13 protein-coding genes and 1 pseudogene are annotated in these 16,410 nt (G+C 68.7%); 7 read left to right on the top strand and 7 right to left on the bottom strand.

Annotated features, from left to right (window positions below; translation table 11 throughout):
- Positions 1 to 4 precede the first annotated feature (4 nt).
- A complete protein-coding gene (locus D6M19_RS15465) occupies positions 5 to 1,642 on the top strand; it encodes a CocE/NonD family hydrolase (RefSeq protein ID WP_234834880.1) in 1,638 nt (545 codons plus the stop codon).
- Here D6M19_RS15465 and D6M19_RS15460 read toward each other — a convergent pair.
- Both D6M19_RS15460 and D6M19_RS15455 read right to left on the bottom strand, forming a co-directional pair.
- Positions 1,631 to 2,194 (bottom strand): DUF1802 family protein, encoded by a 564-nt coding sequence (locus D6M19_RS15460; protein ID WP_123026119.1) that lies wholly within the window; start codon positions 2,192 to 2,194, stop codon positions 1,631 to 1,633. The genes D6M19_RS15465 and D6M19_RS15460 overlap by 12 nt on opposite strands.
- Positions 2,191 to 2,472: a DUF2277 family protein gene (locus D6M19_RS15455; RefSeq protein WP_123026118.1), complete on the bottom strand. Its 282-nt coding sequence runs from the start codon at positions 2,470 to 2,472 to the stop codon at positions 2,191 to 2,193. The genes D6M19_RS15460 and D6M19_RS15455 overlap by 4 nt, the downstream gene beginning before the upstream one ends.
- A 22-nt stretch (positions 2,473 to 2,494) precedes the next feature.
- On the opposite strand from D6M19_RS15455, the gene D6M19_RS15450 reads away from it, so the two are divergent.
- Together D6M19_RS15450 and D6M19_RS15445 are read left to right on the top strand one after the other, a co-directional pair.
- A complete protein-coding gene (locus tag D6M19_RS15450) occupies positions 2,495 to 3,253 on the top strand; it encodes an enoyl-CoA hydratase (RefSeq protein ID WP_123026117.1) in 759 nt (252 codons plus the stop codon).
- Positions 3,254 to 3,272: 19 nt separating this feature from the next.
- A complete protein-coding gene (locus tag D6M19_RS15445; protein ID WP_123026116.1) occupies positions 3,273 to 3,839 on the top strand; it encodes a class I SAM-dependent methyltransferase in 567 nt (188 codons plus the stop codon).
- On the opposite strand, the gene D6M19_RS15440 is transcribed toward D6M19_RS15445, so the two are convergent.
- Positions 3,836 to 4,300 (bottom strand): hypothetical protein, encoded by a 465-nt coding sequence (locus tag D6M19_RS15440; RefSeq protein WP_234834879.1) that lies wholly within the window; start codon positions 4,298 to 4,300, stop codon positions 3,836 to 3,838. The two genes, D6M19_RS15445 and D6M19_RS15440, sit on opposite strands and share 4 nt — an antisense overlap.
- A gap of 132 nt (positions 4,301 to 4,432) precedes the next feature.
- On the opposite strand from D6M19_RS15440, the gene D6M19_RS15435 reads away from it, so the two are divergent.
- The 4 genes from D6M19_RS15435 to D6M19_RS35110 all read left to right on the top strand — a co-directional run bounded on the left by D6M19_RS15435 (position 4,433) and on the right by D6M19_RS35110 (position 11,041).
- Positions 4,433 to 5,893, top strand: coding sequence for an OmpA family protein (locus D6M19_RS15435; protein ID WP_164478509.1), 1,461 nt, complete (start codon positions 4,433 to 4,435; stop codon positions 5,891 to 5,893).
- A 98-nt stretch (positions 5,894 to 5,991) separates the two neighbouring features.
- Complete coding sequence (locus tag D6M19_RS15430; RefSeq protein WP_123026114.1) at positions 5,992 to 6,789, top strand: hypothetical protein; 798 nt, start codon at positions 5,992 to 5,994, stop codon at positions 6,787 to 6,789.
- 400 nt (positions 6,790 to 7,189) lie between these two features.
- Entirely contained in the window at positions 7,190 to 8,986 is a 1,797-nt protein-coding gene (locus tag D6M19_RS35115) for a hypothetical protein (protein WP_164478508.1), read from the top strand.
- 240 nt (positions 8,987 to 9,226) lie between these two features.
- Positions 9,227 to 11,041 (top strand): hypothetical protein, encoded by a 1,815-nt coding sequence (locus D6M19_RS35110; RefSeq protein WP_164478507.1) that lies wholly within the window; start codon positions 9,227 to 9,229, stop codon positions 11,039 to 11,041.
- Here D6M19_RS35110 and D6M19_RS15410 read toward each other — a convergent pair.
- The 4 genes and pseudogenes from D6M19_RS15410 to infB all read right to left on the bottom strand — a co-directional run.
- Positions 11,038 to 12,372 (bottom strand): MATE family efflux transporter, encoded by a 1,335-nt coding sequence (locus D6M19_RS15410; RefSeq protein ID WP_123026112.1) that lies wholly within the window; start codon positions 12,370 to 12,372, stop codon positions 11,038 to 11,040. The genes D6M19_RS35110 and D6M19_RS15410 overlap by 4 nt on opposite strands.
- A 17-nt stretch (positions 12,373 to 12,389) precedes the next feature.
- The gene (locus tag D6M19_RS15405) at positions 12,390 to 13,388 is read right to left on the bottom strand and encodes a DHH family phosphoesterase (RefSeq protein ID WP_164478506.1); all 999 of its coding nucleotides are present in this window, start codon (positions 13,386 to 13,388) and stop codon (positions 12,390 to 12,392) included.
- Positions 13,375 to 13,872 (bottom strand): 30S ribosome-binding factor RbfA, encoded by a 498-nt coding sequence (gene rbfA, locus D6M19_RS15400; RefSeq protein ID WP_123026110.1) that lies wholly within the window; start codon positions 13,870 to 13,872, stop codon positions 13,375 to 13,377. Before rbfA ends, D6M19_RS15405 begins: the two co-directional genes overlap by 14 nt.
- Positions 13,872 to 16,262 (bottom strand): annotated as a pseudogene (gene infB / locus D6M19_RS15395) (translation initiation factor IF-2); the annotation flags it as partial. The gene rbfA and the pseudogene infB, both read right to left, overlap by 1 nt.
- Positions 16,263 to 16,410 lie beyond the last annotated feature (148 nt).

Here is a 16,410-nt window from a genome sequence, read left to right as displayed (position 1 = left end):
TGTTGTGCCCGCAGTCAACAACCTCGTCGGCCGGACCCTCGGCCGCCTCTTGGGCCTTCCGCCACACACCACCGAATACGAGGTGGTTCATCGCGTGCGGGTACCCATGCGCGACGGCGTCGAATTGGTCGCCGATCACTACCGCCCCCTGACGGCGAATCCGGCGGGCACACTTCTGGTTCGCACCCCATACGGACGCGGCTATCCGGCGTCGGCGCTGTTCGGCAGCGTCTATGCCGCCCGCGGCTACCACGTCGTCATTCAAAGCGTTCGCGGCACGTTCGGCTCCGGCGGCGATTTCATCCCGTTTGACCACGAGATCGCCGACGGTGCCGACACCGCGGCATGGCTTCGCGACCAGCCGTGGTTCACCGGGTCGTTCGCCACCATGGGTGCGTCGTATCTCGGTTTCACGCAGTGGGCGCTTCTGACCGATCCGCCGCCGGAGATGGCGGCCGCCGTCATCACCGTCGGACCCCATGACCTCAGCGGACCGCGCTGGGGCACAGGGTCATTCGGGCTCAACGACTTCCTCGGCTGGAACGACGCGATCACTCACCAAGAAGACCCCGGCCGGATCAGAAACGTCGTGCGGATGGTTCGCACCAAGCGGATGCTGGCGGACGCGACGGCAGGCCTGCCCCTCGGTGAGGCGGGCCGCGCGCTGCTCGGGGAGGGTGCGCCATGGTACGAGTCGTGGCTCGAACACCCTGAGCACGACGACCCGTTCTGGGCGCAGACCCGGCTGCACAGCGCGTTGGAGCGCACCGAGATCCCCGTGCTGTTGCTCACCGGCTGGCAGGACGTGTTCATCGACCAGACCTTGGAGCAGTACACCCAGCTGCGCCGACGAGACGTGCCCGTTGCGGTCACCATCGGCTCGTGGTCCCACGGACATCTGCTGACCAAGGGCGCCCCGACCGTGCTGCGCGAGTCGCTGGGTTGGCTCGACTCGCACCTGGCAGGTAACGGCGGCGCCAAGCGCAGCCCCGTGCGCATCCACGTCAACCACGGCGGCTGGCTCGATCTCGAAGAATGGCCGCCCGCGATGCCCGAACAGGTGCGGTACCTGCAACCGGGCGGCCGTCTCGGGGATGCGGTGCCACCCGACACCGCACCCGCGTCGACGTTCACCTACGACCCCGCGGACCCGACGCCGACCGTCGGCGGTCGCCTGCTCTCCCCCGTTGGCGGCTACCGTAGGGACGACAAGCTCGCAGAGCGCTCCGATGTGGCGACCTTCACCGGCGACGCGCTTCCGCAGGACGTCCATGTCGTCGGCAACCCCGTCCTCGAGCTCTCCCATTCGTGCGACAACCCGCACAACGACCTGTTCGTCCGGGTCAGTGAGGTCGACTCGAAGGGCAGATCCCGCAACGTCAGCGACGGATACCGCCGTGCCACAGGCGATTCCGGCACGATCACCATCGAACTGGACGCCGTCGCGCACAGGTTCCGCGCGGGCTCACGCATCCGGGTACTGGTCGCGGGCGGATCGCATCCACGCTTCGCCCGCAACCTCGGCACCGGCGAGCCACTGCTCACCGGCAGGGCGCTGCGGCCTGCCACCCACAGCGTGCACGTCGGGGACGGCGCGTCGCGCCTGCGGCTGCCCGCGGGCGCACCGCCGTCACCCCACTGAATCACGCACGCGCGCAGCGATATCACGCAGCGTCACGTCGTCGTGCACCGGCGTCGACCACATCGGATTGACCGGCAGCGGCACCCAGCTGGTGCACCCGGCGTATGCCGGCATCCGCGGCACTGGTTCCGGTTCGGCAAGCGGGCTAACCTGAACCACCAGCACCGTCAGCTTGTGTCTGGGCCGGAAGTCCAACCGGTCGGCACGTACCGACTCGGCCGTCCAGATGTGCAGTGGCGCGATGTCGTCCAGCCCTTCGGGACGGTTGACCTCAACGGCGGCAACAACTTTCGCACCTGCCCGCAATACGATCTCGGCCTCGGTGCTGTCAGCGGCTGCGGCTGCAAGCAGTCCGCGATGCTCGGCGCGTACCCGCTGCGCGTGGCTGTGGGCGACCGTCGGGAAGAACAGGAAGTGTGGCGAGTCGAGGGTGAACCTCTTCTCGTGAATTCCGCCCTTGCGCAGCAGCACGGTCTGGCGGCCATCGAGCATCGCAAGCACCGCCGCGCTCCACTCTTTGAGCGCGGGTTGGGTGAGCGCCTTCGCGGTCACCCGATGCCGGCGGCCCTGGCCGCTATTCGGGCCCGAACCTCTGGACGCCGCAGCGGCGGCACGGTCTTCGGCGGCTGCTTACGTGGCGGCAACGAGGACAGCAGCCGTGTCGTGGTCGCGGTGACCTCGGCGACGGCGGCCTCGAAGGCTTCGGCGTTGGCCGCCGTCGGCCGCGTGACACCGCTGACCTTTCGGACGTACTGGCGCGACGCCGCCTCGATCTCCTCGGCGGTCGCCGCCGGTTCGAGGCCGCGGAGCTCGGTGATGTTTCGGCACATGCGTCCACGATAGGTTCAGGCGATGACGGATGACGATGTGCTGCTGATCGAGACCGCCGACCGGGTTCGCACCTTGACGCTGAACCGGCCGAAGTCGCGCAACGCACTGTCCTCTGCGCTGCGCAAACAGTTCTTCGCCGCGCTGCGCGATGCGGAGGCCGACGACGCCGTCGACGTGGTCATCCTGACCGGTGCCGATCCGGTGTTCTGCGCCGGTCTCGACCTCAAGGAGCTCGGAGACACCACCGAGCTGCCCGACATCTCACCGAAGTGGCCGCCGATGACGAAGCCGGTGATCGGCGCCATCAACGGCGCAGCCGTCACCGGCGGGCTCGAGTTGGCGCTGTACTGCGACATCCTGATCGCCTCCGAACAGGCCCGGTTCGCCGACACCCACGCCAGGGTCGGGCTGCTACCGACCTGGGGACTGTCGGTGCGGCTGCCGCAGAAGGTCGGGGTTGGGATGGCCCGCCGGATGAGCCTGACCGGCGACTACCTCAGCGCTGCCCATGGGCTGCGGGCCGGGCTGGTCACCGAAGTGGTCCCACACGACGAGCTGTTGCCGACCGCGCGGCGGGTCGCCGCATCGATCGCCGGCAACAACCAGAAGGCCGTGCGCGCACTGCTTGCCTCCTATCACCGCATCGACGACGCGCAGACCAACGAAGGGCTTTGGATCGAGGCGGCGTCGGCGCGGCAGTGGATGAGCACCGCCAGCGGCGACGACATCGCCGCCAACCGCGATGCCGTGATCCAGAGGGGCCGTTCACAAGTGCGCTGACCGCGCCTAGGCTGCCGATGTGAACAAGGCGCATGAGAAGTGCGGCGGCGACGAGTGGCGGCAGGTGATCCGCGAGGTGATCCTGCCGTGGGCGCTGCGCGACACCGACCTCGGCGACGACGTACTCGAGGTCGGGCCGGGCTACGGCGCCACCACCGACGTGCTCAGCCGGGCGGTGCCGCGGCTCACCTCGGTGGAAATCGACGAGGAGCTGGCGGCGATGCTGACCGACCGGTACGCCGACGTCCCCTCGGTCGAGATCGTCAACGGCGACGCGACGTCCCTGTCCTACGCCGACGACAGGTTCTCCGGCGCCGCGTGTTTCACCATGCTGCACCACGTTCCGACGATCGCATTGCAGGATCAACTGTTCGCCGAAGTCGCCCGCGTGCTTCGGCCCGGCGCCCCGCTCGTCGCCAGCGACAGCCTTGGCAGCGAGGAGCTCAAGGCCCACCACGAGGACGACACCTACAACCCCGTCGACCCCGCCTCCCTGCCCGACCGGCTGGCCGCCGCCGGGTTCGTCGACGTGAATGTCCGTGTCAACGAGTTCGGCTGGGGGGTCATCGCGCGCGCCGCTGACTAGGGTTGCGGTGCGAAGCCGACGTCGATGTGAACCACCTGCTGGATGCCCGGCTGGTCGGTGACCGGCTCGGCCGGGTTCGGGCCGAACACTGAACTGAGACCGCCGTCCGGGCCGACGAACTGAACATTGAAGCTTCCCATCACGGGCGCGCTCGTGATGTACAAGACCTGACATATGCCGTCGTTGAGTCTCGAGCGAAAAAATTGGCCGACGGCGACCTTGGGGGCATCGGGCGAAACCGATCCTTCCAAGAGGATCACCGACGAACCTCGGCGAACAGCCGCAAGCGCCCCGGCCCCGACGCACTGGTCGGCATCCGAGGTCTGTTCGAACGACGCGTGGATGACCACATTGACGGCGGTCCCCACGGTTTCGGGCTGGGCCGCTGACTGCCCCATCGGGGCCGCGCCCGCCAGCGCCAGCGCGGCGCCGAAGTACACGAGTGCCCTTGGCGAATTCATCGCGTTGATCCTTGCGTGCATCGCCGGCGACCACAACTGCCGTCTCGAAAACTGTCCGCAATGCGCGCGGTCGGTGCTCCTACCTGTGAGCGCGCTCAATCCGGGCTGCGCATATTCGAAATGGAGTGGCGCATGTTTCAGATCAAGGCCGCGGCGGCGCTGATCGCCGTCGTCACCGTTGCCGGCTGCACGACCGGCGGGCACACCGCAACGGTGATCTCGTCGCATCCGGCCTCGCCGACAGCGTCCGATCCCGCGCCTGAGACGTCCGGTAAATCCCGCGGCGGCGGCGTCGTCGCCAGACCCGCGTCGACGGCGTTTCCGTTGGAGGGCCGCGATATTCGACTGGTGCGACTGGGCGAACAGGATATTGCGCTTCAGTTCGAGCTGTTCAACGGAACAAAGGAAACGGTGGAGCCGTACGACCTCGGTATGGGTTTGATCGAGCGCGACTTCAAGCTGGTGGACATACCACGTGCGACGGCCTACGACGTCCAGAAGAAAGCCGGCTTCGACGGCCGGGTCAGCGAGAACCAGTACGAAGAGATCGCACCCGGTTCGGCTGCCACCATCACCGCGGTGTTCACCGCGCCGCCGCCGGATGCCACGAAGCTCTGGTTCATGACCGACGTTCTGCTACCCGTCGAGGTGCCGATCCAACCGACGGGTTCCACCGCACTCGTCGACGACCCGGTCCTCACCGGCCCTCGGAGTGACCAGTCCTACGTAAACACGCTCATGTGTACAAGCGAAGGCGCCGAAGGCGAGAGCTCGGATACGCCGGTGGTGATCAAACTACCCAGCGACGTGCTGTTCGAATTCGGCAAGTCGGAACTCACACCGGCTGCCCAAGCCGCCCTTGACGACGTCGAGGACCAGATCGGGTCGGCCGAGGGCACGATCACGATCGAGGGACACACCGACGCCGTCGGCGACGATCCTTCCAATCAGTTGCTGTCGGAGGCGCGGGCGGCGTCGGTGCAGGCGGCCCTGCAGGAGAGACTGGGCGGCGGATCTACTTTCAACGCAGTCGGTTTCGGCGAATCCCGGCCGGTGGCGCCCAACACCAATACCGACGGCAGTGACAATCCCGACGGCCGCGCGCAAAACCGCCGGGTGGAGATCCGCACCGGCGACATGACCGCCGCCGGGCCACCGCAGCTCGAAGCGCGACCGTTGACCGACGACCTCGCCGCCAAGGGCGCGACGGCACGGGTCGACAGCGCCAAACGAATCGGCGGACATCTGCTCACCACCGTGACCCTGACGAATCCGACGTCGACGGCGATCGAGGTCCCCCAGGAGAGCGGCCTCACCAACCCCATCGACCGCTCCACCGGCATTACCGTGGCCGACAGGACCGGGATGCTTCGGTCGAGTGTCTGCACCACCGGCGGAGAGCTGCTCGAAGGCTTCAGCATTCTCGCCGGCCCACCCACCGGCCAATTCGAGTCGACCGGTTCGCATCTGCTGTTGGCCGGCGAGTCGGTGCAGCTGTGGGGTTTCTACGCGGCGCCGCCGGCCGAGGTCACCACGATCGACGTCGAAATCGGTGGCCTGGCGATGGTCGCGCCGACGCCGATCACCGGCTGAAACCCGCACCAGAAAAAGTGTCTCAAAAGCCGCCTCTCGGCCCTCCTACCTGTGACAGCGGTTCGACCAGGGCCGCGACAACCTCACCGGAGGACATCATGACCACCACATATGACACCGAGTTCGGCACCGAGACGATCGCGGCGCCGTTATACGACGATCCCGGCGCATACACGGTCGCCGAAGCCTGGGCATCCAGCCCGATGGATGACATCGACGACGATTCCGCGGCTGTCGACAACGGCCAAGATCGCGGCCCTGCCGCGTCACGCGCGAAGCTGTTCGCCGCGTTGGCGGCCGGAATCATCGGAGGTGCCACGCTCGGCGCCGTGTTGTTCGGCTACAAGCCGGTGGCTCCGCCGTCGGTCGTGGTGCCCGGGTTCGGGGTTTCGACATCACAGTTGCCCGGGCAAGCCGGCACACAGGGCAGCCCGAAGGCACCGCAGACACCCGCGGCCACGCAGGCCCCGACACCGAAGCAGCTGCCGCAGACCACACCGAATCCGGTTGCTGCAGAGTCGAAAACGAACGAAGAGGTCGCCGCGGCACCTGCCGCACCGCCGGTGCTCGCACCGCCGGTCGTCGTCGACGTCTTCATCCCGCCGCTCGGCGAGAAGCCGAAACCGCAGGCGCCTGCTCCTGAGCCGCCGAAGCCAGAGCCGCCCGTCTTCGATCCGCCGAACATCGACGTGGTGCAGATCCCCGACGAGTCGGTCCCCAACAACGTGGTGATAGAGGCCCCGATTCTCGATCCCGCACTGCAGAAGCCGACAACAAATGAGCTGAAGCCGGTACTGGGCAGCAGGTTCAACGTGAACATGCCGAATACGAAGAAGGACGACGGGCCGCACCGACAGGTGCCCAGTAGCCGATTCAACTCGCTCGGCAAGCCATGACCATGACAGCGGCCGCTGATTGGGATGTCGCAGGGCCCTACGGCACCGACGCGGAGTTGGCGCTTGCCTGCGCGGCTGGCGACCGCGCCGTGGTGCAGACGCCAACGCAGGCTCCCCCGCCTGAACCACCCCCGGTGGTCGACGAGCCTGCGATACCCGACCCACCCGTGTCGCCGCCGGAACCGCCACCGCCGCCTTCCACCGCCACCTGGCGGAGGCACGCTCACCGGACCGTCGAACCTGGTGATCGACCCTCTGCGTGGCAAGCCGCGACCGCTATAGCTTGCCTCGAAACCATCTGTGCGCCAACAGAATAAAAACTGTCCGAAATCGGTGGCAAACGTGCTCCTAACTAATGACCGGCTGATCACAGCTGGGACAACAGCCAAGGGAGCCCATCGTGAACACCAGCAAGAAGCTCATCGCCGGCACCGTCTGTGCAGTCGCCGTCACCACGGCGGATGCTCGTGCCGTAGACACTGAGCGGCCGATTCCGCGCGTAGCCACGTCGTCGGCCCGTGTGGTGTCAGCAGCACTTGTCACCCCGAACACGTTGTACGGGAACGTCGTCGAGATGCCTGCCCCGCCTGCGCCCAATGGCATTCGGCCCCTGCCAGGAGGGTTCTACGTCGCGCCGGTGGCGACGGGTCTCGGCGGAACCGATACACTCGGCGGCCCCGATACGTCGGTGGCGATCAGCGGCACGTCGATGTCCAATACGCGCCAGTCGTTCGCCCTCACCACTCTTGCGCGCCCGACGTCACCGACCAACGGCAGGTCCGAATCGGGCGTCGGCTCGCAGCTGGCATCTCCCGCACGCGACACGACCAGTTTCGGATTGTTCTCGCCGACAGGAGCTTTCCTCGGTTTGGTCGGACCCGGCGGCCTCCTTGTCGGCGACGGGGTGCTGCCCGGCCAGGACGGCGGCCTGTTGATCGGCAACGGCGCCGACGGCGGCGAGGGCCAGGACGGCGGCGACGGCGGGTTCTTCTACGGCAACGGCGGAAACGGCGGACCCGGCGGATCCCAAAAGCCCGGCGGCAATGGCGGCAACAGCAGCATCTTCTCCTTCAGCAACGGCGGGAAGGGCGGCGCCGGCGCCGACGCCGAATTCGACCCGACGACGGGCGCGCTGATCTCCCCCGCCACCGCGGGCGGCGACGGCGGGAATGCCGGGCTCTTCGGCCACGGTGGCGAGGGCGGCACTGGCGGCAACGCCGACAACTCTGGCCTTGCCGAGCGAGGGGCCGCAGCTGACGCCATCGCAGGCGACGGCGGCGACGGCGGCAACGGCGGACTGCTTCTTGGCAACGGCGGCGAAGGCGGCAACGGCGGATATGCGTTCTCAGACACTACGAACGCCACCGGCGGTGACGGCGGCGACGGTGGCGACTCATCGACAGGCACCGCGGGCGATGGTGGCTATGGCGGCGCGTCGGGCGCTATGGCCGACCAGACTCAGAGCACCGGCGGCGATGGCGGCGACGGCGGCGACTCATCGACGGGCACCGCCGGTGACGGCGGTGGCGGCGGATTTGGCGGTACTTACTCCCCGTTCGGCGGCTTCGGGCTCGCTGACGGCCAGGGCGGCGACGGCGGCAACGGCGGCAACGGGCCCGCCGGCGGCGACGGCGGCCTCGGCGGCTCTGCATGGACTGCAGGCAACGCAGTCGGTGGCGACGGCGGGCAGGGCGGCGCGGGGAACTCCGAGGCGGGTGGCCGCGGCGGCGGAGGCGGCGCCGGTGTCACGATGGGAGGCGCCGACATTTTCCCAGGCGGGACCACCGGCACCGGTGGTGACGGTGGTGACGGCGGCCACGGCGGCAACGGATACAGCGGCTTCGGCGGCGGCGGCGGAGACGGCGGCCCGGCAGGCGCCTACGACGGTGACGCCACCGGCGGTGACGGCGGAAACGGCGGGACCGGTGGCGGCGCGAGCGGCGGCCGCGGCGGAGACGGCGGCGACGCGCAGCCCGCATGCTGCCCGGACCCTGCGGCCAGCCCCGATGACCTCGCCGGCGGCAACGGCGGTAACGGCGGCAACAGCGGCGGTTTGAACGGCAACGGCGGCCGCGGCGGAAACGGCGGCGATGCATCCGGCGGTGACAGCAACAGCGGCGGCGACGGCGGTTCCGGCGGCTCCGGCAGCATCAGTGGTGACGACGGCGACAATGGTGATCCGGGCAGCGGCGACTAGACGCCAAAGATCCTGCTGGACAAAAACTTCGGGGCATTCCTGCTGAGAAGCACGCGTTGAGGACGAAACCTGTTCCTGACAACGGTAATTGAGCACGCCGCAAAGGTGTCTGGCGCGGGCATTGGATTGGCACGCACCGATTCGCGGCGGCCGCCACAAAAGTGTCCAGATGACGGTGTGTGGCAGCTCCTACCTGTACGACCGGCCGACGGGGCCGGGACCTCACCCAGGGAGCACATCGTGAATTCCACATCTGTCCGCAAGCTCATACCCTGTGCAGTCTGCGCGGTGGTCGTCGCGACGACGGCTTCCAACGCATATGCGGGTATTCCGACACCAGCATCTGTCGGCGCGCCCACGCCGGTGATCGCCGGTTCCCCGGCGACACCGGTGTCGAACACGATCGCTACGCCGAACAGCTTGTACGCGAAGGCGAGCTGGCCGAGAGTGCCTGCGCTCGAGTCGACGGGCAGCCGGGTTCTTGCCGGCGGTTATTTCATCGCCCCGGTCGCATCAGGTCTCGGCGGCCCGGACACCGCCCCGGCGCTCGGCGGTCCAGACACCGCCCCGGCGTTGGGTGGCCCAGACACTGTGCCGCTCAGAGACCTGTTCTTTGCACCGACGACGTTGGCTCGCTCGACGCCACCGGCGGTGGGCGGCGGACTGTCGACTTCCTCGACGCGCGGGTCGCTTGGTGACGCAACAACTTTGGGCTTGTTCTCGCCGACCGGTGCGTTCCTGGGCCTTGTCGGTCCCGGCGGGCTGCTCGTCGGTGACGGGGTGCTGCCCGGCCAGGACGGCGGCCTTTTCATCGGCAACGGCGCCGACGGCGGCGAGGGCCAGGACGGCGGCGACGGCGGGTTCTTCTACGGCAACGGCGGAAACGGCGGCATCGGTAACAACGGCACACCCGGCGGAAACGGCGGGAACGCAGGAATTCTGTTCAGCAACGGCGGAAAAGGTGGCAACGGCGCCGACGCGGTTTTCAATCAGAAGACGGGTGCGCTCATCTCCCCCGCCACCGCCGGTGGCAACGGCGGCAACGCAGGCGCCATCGGACACGGCGGCGGAGGCGGTTATGGCGGATCGGCAGACAACTACGCCACTCCACATGGTTTCGGTGCCGATGCGGTCGCGGCCGACGGCGGAAACGGCGGCAACGGCGGACTCCTGTGGGGCAGCGGCGGCACCGGCGGAGCCGGGGGTGAGGCCCATTCATGGGCGGGGAATGCCATTGGCGGCGACGGCGGTGACGGTGGCAACTCAGCCTCCGGCACCGCGGGCGACGGCGGCGAAGGAGGCAGCGGGTACAGCACCAAGTTCGGCGCTACCCAAACCGGCGGCGACGGTGGCGACGGCGGCGACTCAGCGAGCGGAACCGCCGGCGACGGCGGGGCCGGCGGCCACGCAAGCAACATCGGCCCCGCCGGGGGCGGGTTCGCCCACTCCGTCGGTGGCGACGGTGGCGACGGCGGTAACGGGCCTAGCGGAGGCGACGGCGGCAGTGGTGGCGCCGCAGCAGGTGGCGGGAATGGCTTTGGCGGACAGGGTGGCGACGGCGGCGCAGGCAGCTCTGGGGACGGTGGCGAAGGCGGAGCCGGTGGTGGTGGATTCGCCTTCGGAGGCGCAGGCGACTGGCCCCTCACCGATGCCGAGGGCGGCAACGGCGGCAACGGCGGCCCGAGTAGTTCGGGTGCCGGCGGCGGCGGTGGCGACGGCGGCATCGCAGGGGCTTACTTCGGGGACGCCACGGGCGGTAACGGCGGAAACGGCGGCACCGGCGGAGGCAACGGTGGTCGCGGCGGGGACGGTGGCGACACAGCGCTACCCCTTGGCAACAACCCCTCTCCCAGCCCCGACCACCTCACCGGCGGAAACGGCGGAAACGGTGGCGACAGCGGTCCTCTGAACGGGAACGGCGGTCGCGGCGGAAACGGTGGCGACGCCGTCGATGGCAAGACCAACACGGGCGGCAGCGGCGGCGACGGCGGTTCTGGCAGCAGCAGCGGATCCGACGGAGATTCCGGCGACGACGGCAACAACAACGATATTTAGGCCGTACCCGCCACCAGCCAGCGGCCGGAGAACGCGCGCCAGCCGACGAAGACGAGCCTCAGCACCATGAAGGTGCTCAGGCCCGTCCAGATGCCGAGCAGACCCCAGCCGAAAATCAGCGACAGCCAGATCAACGGAAGGAAACCGACCAGCGCGCTGATCAAGGTGGCATTGCGCATGAACTTCGCGTCACCGGCACCGAGCAACACACCGTCGAGAGCGAAAACTATTCCAGCGACCGGTAATTGGGCGACCATGAACCACCACGGCACCCCGATCGCGGCCAGCACGGAGCGGTCGTCGGTGAACACGCCCGGAAACACCGACGCACCGAGGGCGAACACACCCGCCAGCACCGCGGAAGCGACGGCGGAGAAGATCGTCACCCGCCACGCCACCGACCTCGCGTGCGCCAACTCACCGGCGCCGAGCGCCGCACCCACCAGCGACTGTGCCGCGATCGCCAGCGAATCAAGCACCAGCGCAAGGAAACTCCACAGTTGCAGCACCACCTGGTGGGCGGCGACGGCGGCCGCGCCGAACCGGGCGGCGACGGCTCCCGCCGAGACGAAGCACGCCTGAAACGCCAGCGTCCGCAGCAGCAGATCACGGCCCATGACCACCTGAGCGCGCAGCACCGTCGGCTGTACCCGCAGCGGCACCCGTTCCACCAGAAGCGCGCGACAGAACATCAGCGCGGCCAGCCACTGGCCGACCAGGTTGGCGACCGCCGACCCCGCCAGCTCGAGGCGCGGCATGCCCAGCCAGCCGTACACCAGCACCGGGCACAGCACGGCCGATACCGCAAACCCGGTGACGACGTAGCGCAGCGGCCTTGCGGTGTCCTGCACGCCGCGCATCCAGCCGTTGCCTGCCGCAGAGATCAGGATGGCCGGCACGCCGAAGATCGCGATCCGCACCCACGGCAGCGCCGCGTCGGCGATGCCACCGCCCGCCGAGAGAGCCGATACCAACGGCACCGCCGCCGCCTGGACGATCACCACGATCAGCGTGCCCAGCCCGACCGCGAGCCAGGTGGCCTGCACGCCCTCGCCGACCGCCGTCTCACGATCGCCTGCGCCGAAGAAGCGTGCCGAGCGCGCGGTGGTGCCGTAGGACAGAAATGTCATCTGCGAGCTCAGCGTGCTCAGGATCAGCCCGCCGATGGCAAGCCCCGCCAGGCTGATGGCGCCAAGCCGACCGACGACCGCCAGGTCGAAAAGCAGATAGATGGGCTCGGCGGCCAGCACGCCAAGTGCGGGCAGCGCCAGCCCGGCGATGCGCCGACCGGTCGCGGGCGCAATCGGGAAATCGCCTGCCGGTTCAGCCAATGCGCCGCCGACGTCCGTCAGCCAAGGGCAACGTAGAGCGCCTGGACAACGTCGTCGGCCGAGCCGGTCGTCGAATAGCCTGCCGCATGCGGGTGTCCGCCACCGCCGAACGCGCTGGCGATCGTGGCGAGATCCATCGACTTGGCCCGCATCGACACCGACCAGTGGCCGATCTCGATCTCCTTGAACACCGCCGCCACTTCGGCCTGCTGGGTGGTGCGCACGATGTCGACGATGCTCTCGACTTCCTCGGGTCGCGCGTCGGCCCATTCCTGGTGTCCCACAACGGCATACACGAGACCGCGTCCTTCGGCGGCATCGGGCAGCAGCTGCGCGGAAGCAAGCACGCGCGACAGCATCGGCAGCCATGCGAACGGATGCGTATCGAGCAGGGTGCGGCTGATCGTGGCGTTGTCCACGCCCAACTCGACCAGTCGGGCAGCCAGCTTGTGGGCGCGTGCGCTGGCCCAGCGGAACGATCCGGTGTCGGTGGTCAGTCCGGCGTAGAGACAGTGCGCGACGCCGGTTTCGATCGGCTTGCCCCACGCGTCGAGCAGCTCTGCGACCAGCATCGTGGTCGAGTCGGCGGACGGATCGACGAAGTTGGCGCTGCCGAACAGCTGATTGGAGGCGTGGTGATCGATCACCAGCACCTCGCGACCCGGTTCGGCCAACTCCCGCAGCGACCCGAGCCGGTTGATGCTGGGGATGTCGACGGTGACCACCAGGTCGGCGTCGCGACGCATGTCGTTCGGGGGAATCAGCAGGTGACCGCCGGGCAGGGACTGCAGGGATTCGGGCAGGCCCGCCGGTTCCGCGAAGCTCACCTCGACGTCTTTGCCTGCATGGTCGAGAACCAACGCCAGCGCCAGGCCTGCGCCGACGGTGTCGGCGTCGGGATAGACGTGGCAGACGACGCTGATGGAGCCCGCGCCACTCAGGAGCTCGACCGCACCGTTGGCATCGACGCGCTGACCCACCAAGTCTGCGTCGGTCTTCGGGTCAATCGCGGTCAACGGTGTCCTCAGCGTCCTGCTCGTCGTCCAGCTCCCCGCTGGCACCCTCTCCCCGGTCCTCCTGACGATACGGGTCGGCATCGCCTGCGTGTTTGGCACCCTGCCGAACTCTCGCCAAATCCTCATCTGCGGCGCGTGCCTTGGCGAGCAGCTCCTCCATGTGTGCAGAGGTCTCTGGCACCTTGTCGAGAACGAACGCCAGCGTCGGGGTGAAGCGCACGCCGGTCGCCGCCCCGACCCTGCTGCGCAGCGTGCCTTTGGCTCGCTCCAGCGCCGCCGCGGCCGCAGCGTAATCAGGTTCGTCCTGCAACGTCGTGCCCCGCACCGTGTAGTACACCGTGGCGTCGTGCAGGTCACCCGTCACCTTCGTGTCCGTAATGGTCACGAAGGCCAACGGGGGATCCTTGATTTCGAACTCGATCGCCGAGGCGACGACGGTGCCGATGCGTTTGGAGAGCCGGCGGGCCCGGCCCACATCGACCACTAGGTCCGCTCCTTCTCCACGAGTTCGTACGTCTCGATGATGTCGCCCTCTTTGATGTCGGAGTACGTCAGCGTCAGACCGCACTCGTAGCCGTCGCGCACCTCGGTGACGTCGTCCTTCTCCCTACGAAGCGAGGACACCGTCATGGTCTCGGCGACGACGACGCTGTCGCGCAGCAGCCGTGCCTTCGAGTTGCGGCGGATGACGCCGGAGGTGACAAGGCAGCCTGCGATGTTGCCGACCTTGGACGACCGGAAGATCGCACGGATCTCCGCCCTGCCCAGTTCCTTCTCCTCGTAGACCGGCTTGAGCATGCCCTTGAGCGCGCTCTCGATCTCATCGATGGCCTGGTAGATCACCGAGTAGTAGCGGATCTCGACACCGTCGCGGTTGGCCAACTCGGTGGCCTTGCCCTCGGCGCGGACGTTGAAGCCGATGATCACAGCATCCGACGCCGACGCCAGGTTGACGTTGGTTTCGGTGATGCCGCCGACACCTCGGTCGATGACGCGCAGTTCCACCTCGTCGTCGACCTGGATGCCCATCAGGGCTTCCTCGAGCGCCTCCACGGTGCCCGCGTTGTCGCCCTTCAGGATCAGGTTCAGCTGGCTGGTTTCCTTCAGCGCCGAATCCAGATCCTCGAGGCTGATCCGCTTGCGGCTGCGGGCCGCCAGCGCGTTGCGCTTGCGGGCGCTGCGACGGTCGGCGATCTGGCGCGCGATGCGGTCCTCGTCGACGACGAGGAGGTTGTCACCGGCGCCAGGCACCGACGTGAAGCCGATGACCTGCACCGGTCGCGACGGCAGTGCCTCCTCGACGTCCTCGCCGTGCTCGTCGACCATGCGGCGGACGCGCCCGTAGGCATCGCCCGCGACGACCGAGTCGCCGACCCGCAGGGTGCCCCGCGAAATGAGCACGGTCGCCACCGGTCCGCGACCGCGGTCCAGATGCGCCTCGATGGCCACACCTTGGGCTTCCATGTCCGGGTTGGCCCGCAGATCGAGGGCGGCATCGGCGGTCAGCAGGACCGCCTCTTCCAGCGCCGCGATGTTGGTGCCCTGCTTTGCCGAGATATCGACGAACATGGTGTCGCCGCCGAATTCCTCTGGCACCAAACCGTATTCGGTCAGCTGCCCACGGATCTTCGACGGATCGGCACCTTCCTTGTCGATCTTGTTGACCGCAACCACGATCGGCACATCTGCCGCCTGCGCGTGGTTGATGGCCTCCACCGTCTGCGGCATGACGCCGTCGTCGGCGGCGACCACCAGGATCGCGATATCGGTGGCCTTCGCGCCACGGGCACGCATGGCGGTGAACGCCTCGTGGCCCGGGGTGTCGATGAAGGTGATGAGCCGCTCGCCGCCGTCGAAAGCGACAGCGACCTGGTAGGCACCGATGTGCTGGGTGATGCCGCCTGCCTCTTCCTCGCGGACGTTGGCCTGGCGGATGGTGTCCAGCAGTCGGGTCTTGCCGTGGTCGACGTGACCCATGACGGTGACCACGGGCGGACGGAACTCGAGGTCGTCCTCGCCGCCTTCGTCCTCGCCGTAGGTGAGATCGAAGGACTGCAGCAGTTCGCGGTCCTCGTCCTCCGGGGACACGACCTGCACGACGTAGTTCATTTCGCCGCCGAGCAGTTCCAGCGTCTCGTCGCCGACCGACTGGGTGGCCGTGACCATTTCGCCGAGGTTGAACAGCGCCTGCACAAGAGCAGCAGGGTTGGCGTCGATCTTCTCGGCGAAGTCGGACAGCGACGCGCCTCGCGCCAACCGGACGGTCTCGCCATTGCCGTGCGGCAACCGCACGCCGCCCACGACGGGCGCCTGCATGTTCTCGTACTCGGCGCGTTTCGCCCGCTTTGACTTGCGGCCGCGCTTGGGCGCGCCGCCGGGACGACCGAACGCCCCTGCCGCGCCGCCACGCTGACCGGGACGACCGCCGCCGCCGCCGGGACGACCGCGATAGCCGCCGCCTCCTGCGGGTGCGCCACCGCCGCCAGGTCCGCCGCCGCCGGGTCCGCCGGTGCGGTAGTTACCGCCGCCGCCGCCACCGCCGGGACGACCCCCGCCACCTGCGCCGCCGCCGGGGCCACGACCACCGGCTGCCGGACGCGGACCGCCGCCCGGCCGCGGACGGCCTGGCGCTCCGCCGGGAGGACGGGGCGGCATGTTGCCCGGCGAGGCGCCGCCGGGTCGGGGACCGCCGCCGGGTCGCGGTGCGCCCGGTCGGGGTGCCTGCGGCCGGGGAATCGCCCGCTCGACCGGCTGCGCCGAGGAGAACGGGTTGTTACCGACGCGCGGTGTACGCGGCGCCGGCTTGGGACCCGGCGTCGCGGGCCGGGGACCTGGAGTCGGGCCGGGGCGTGCGGGCGCGGGAGCCGACTCGGCCACCGGCGCCCGCACGCCCCCGCCCCCGGCTCCTCTACATCTTCTCGAAGCCACTCGACCGAGGGCGTGCACGGAATCGAGCGTTGGGCGTGGAAAAAAAAAAGTGACTGCCTAGCAGATAGGCTGTATGCATTAATAGCGGAATAGA

Source organism: Mycolicibacterium stellerae, assembly GCF_003719305.1.
In the GTDB taxonomy this organism is placed as follows: domain Bacteria; phylum Actinomycetota; class Actinomycetes; order Mycobacteriales; family Mycobacteriaceae; genus Mycobacterium; species Mycobacterium stellerae.
Note: the sequence above shows the minus strand (reverse complement) of the source record. Positions and strands in the feature narration are given on the sequence as shown.

Coding starts and splice junctions, on each gene's coding strand:
- D6M19_RS15455 (WP_123026118.1), bottom strand. CDS start 2,472: ATGTGCCGAAACATCACCGAGCTCCGCGGCCTCGAACCGGCGGCGACC.
- D6M19_RS15430 (WP_123026114.1), top strand. CDS start 5,992: ATGACCACCACATATGACACCGAGTTCGGCACCGAGACGATCGCGGCG.
- D6M19_RS15440 (WP_234834879.1), bottom strand. CDS start 4,300: ATGAATTCGCCAAGGGCACTCGTGTACTTCGGCGCCGCGCTGGCGCTG.
- D6M19_RS15450 (WP_123026117.1), top strand. CDS start 2,495: ATGACGGATGACGATGTGCTGCTGATCGAGACCGCCGACCGGGTTCGC.
- D6M19_RS15435 (WP_164478509.1), top strand. CDS start 4,433: ATGTTTCAGATCAAGGCCGCGGCGGCGCTGATCGCCGTCGTCACCGTT.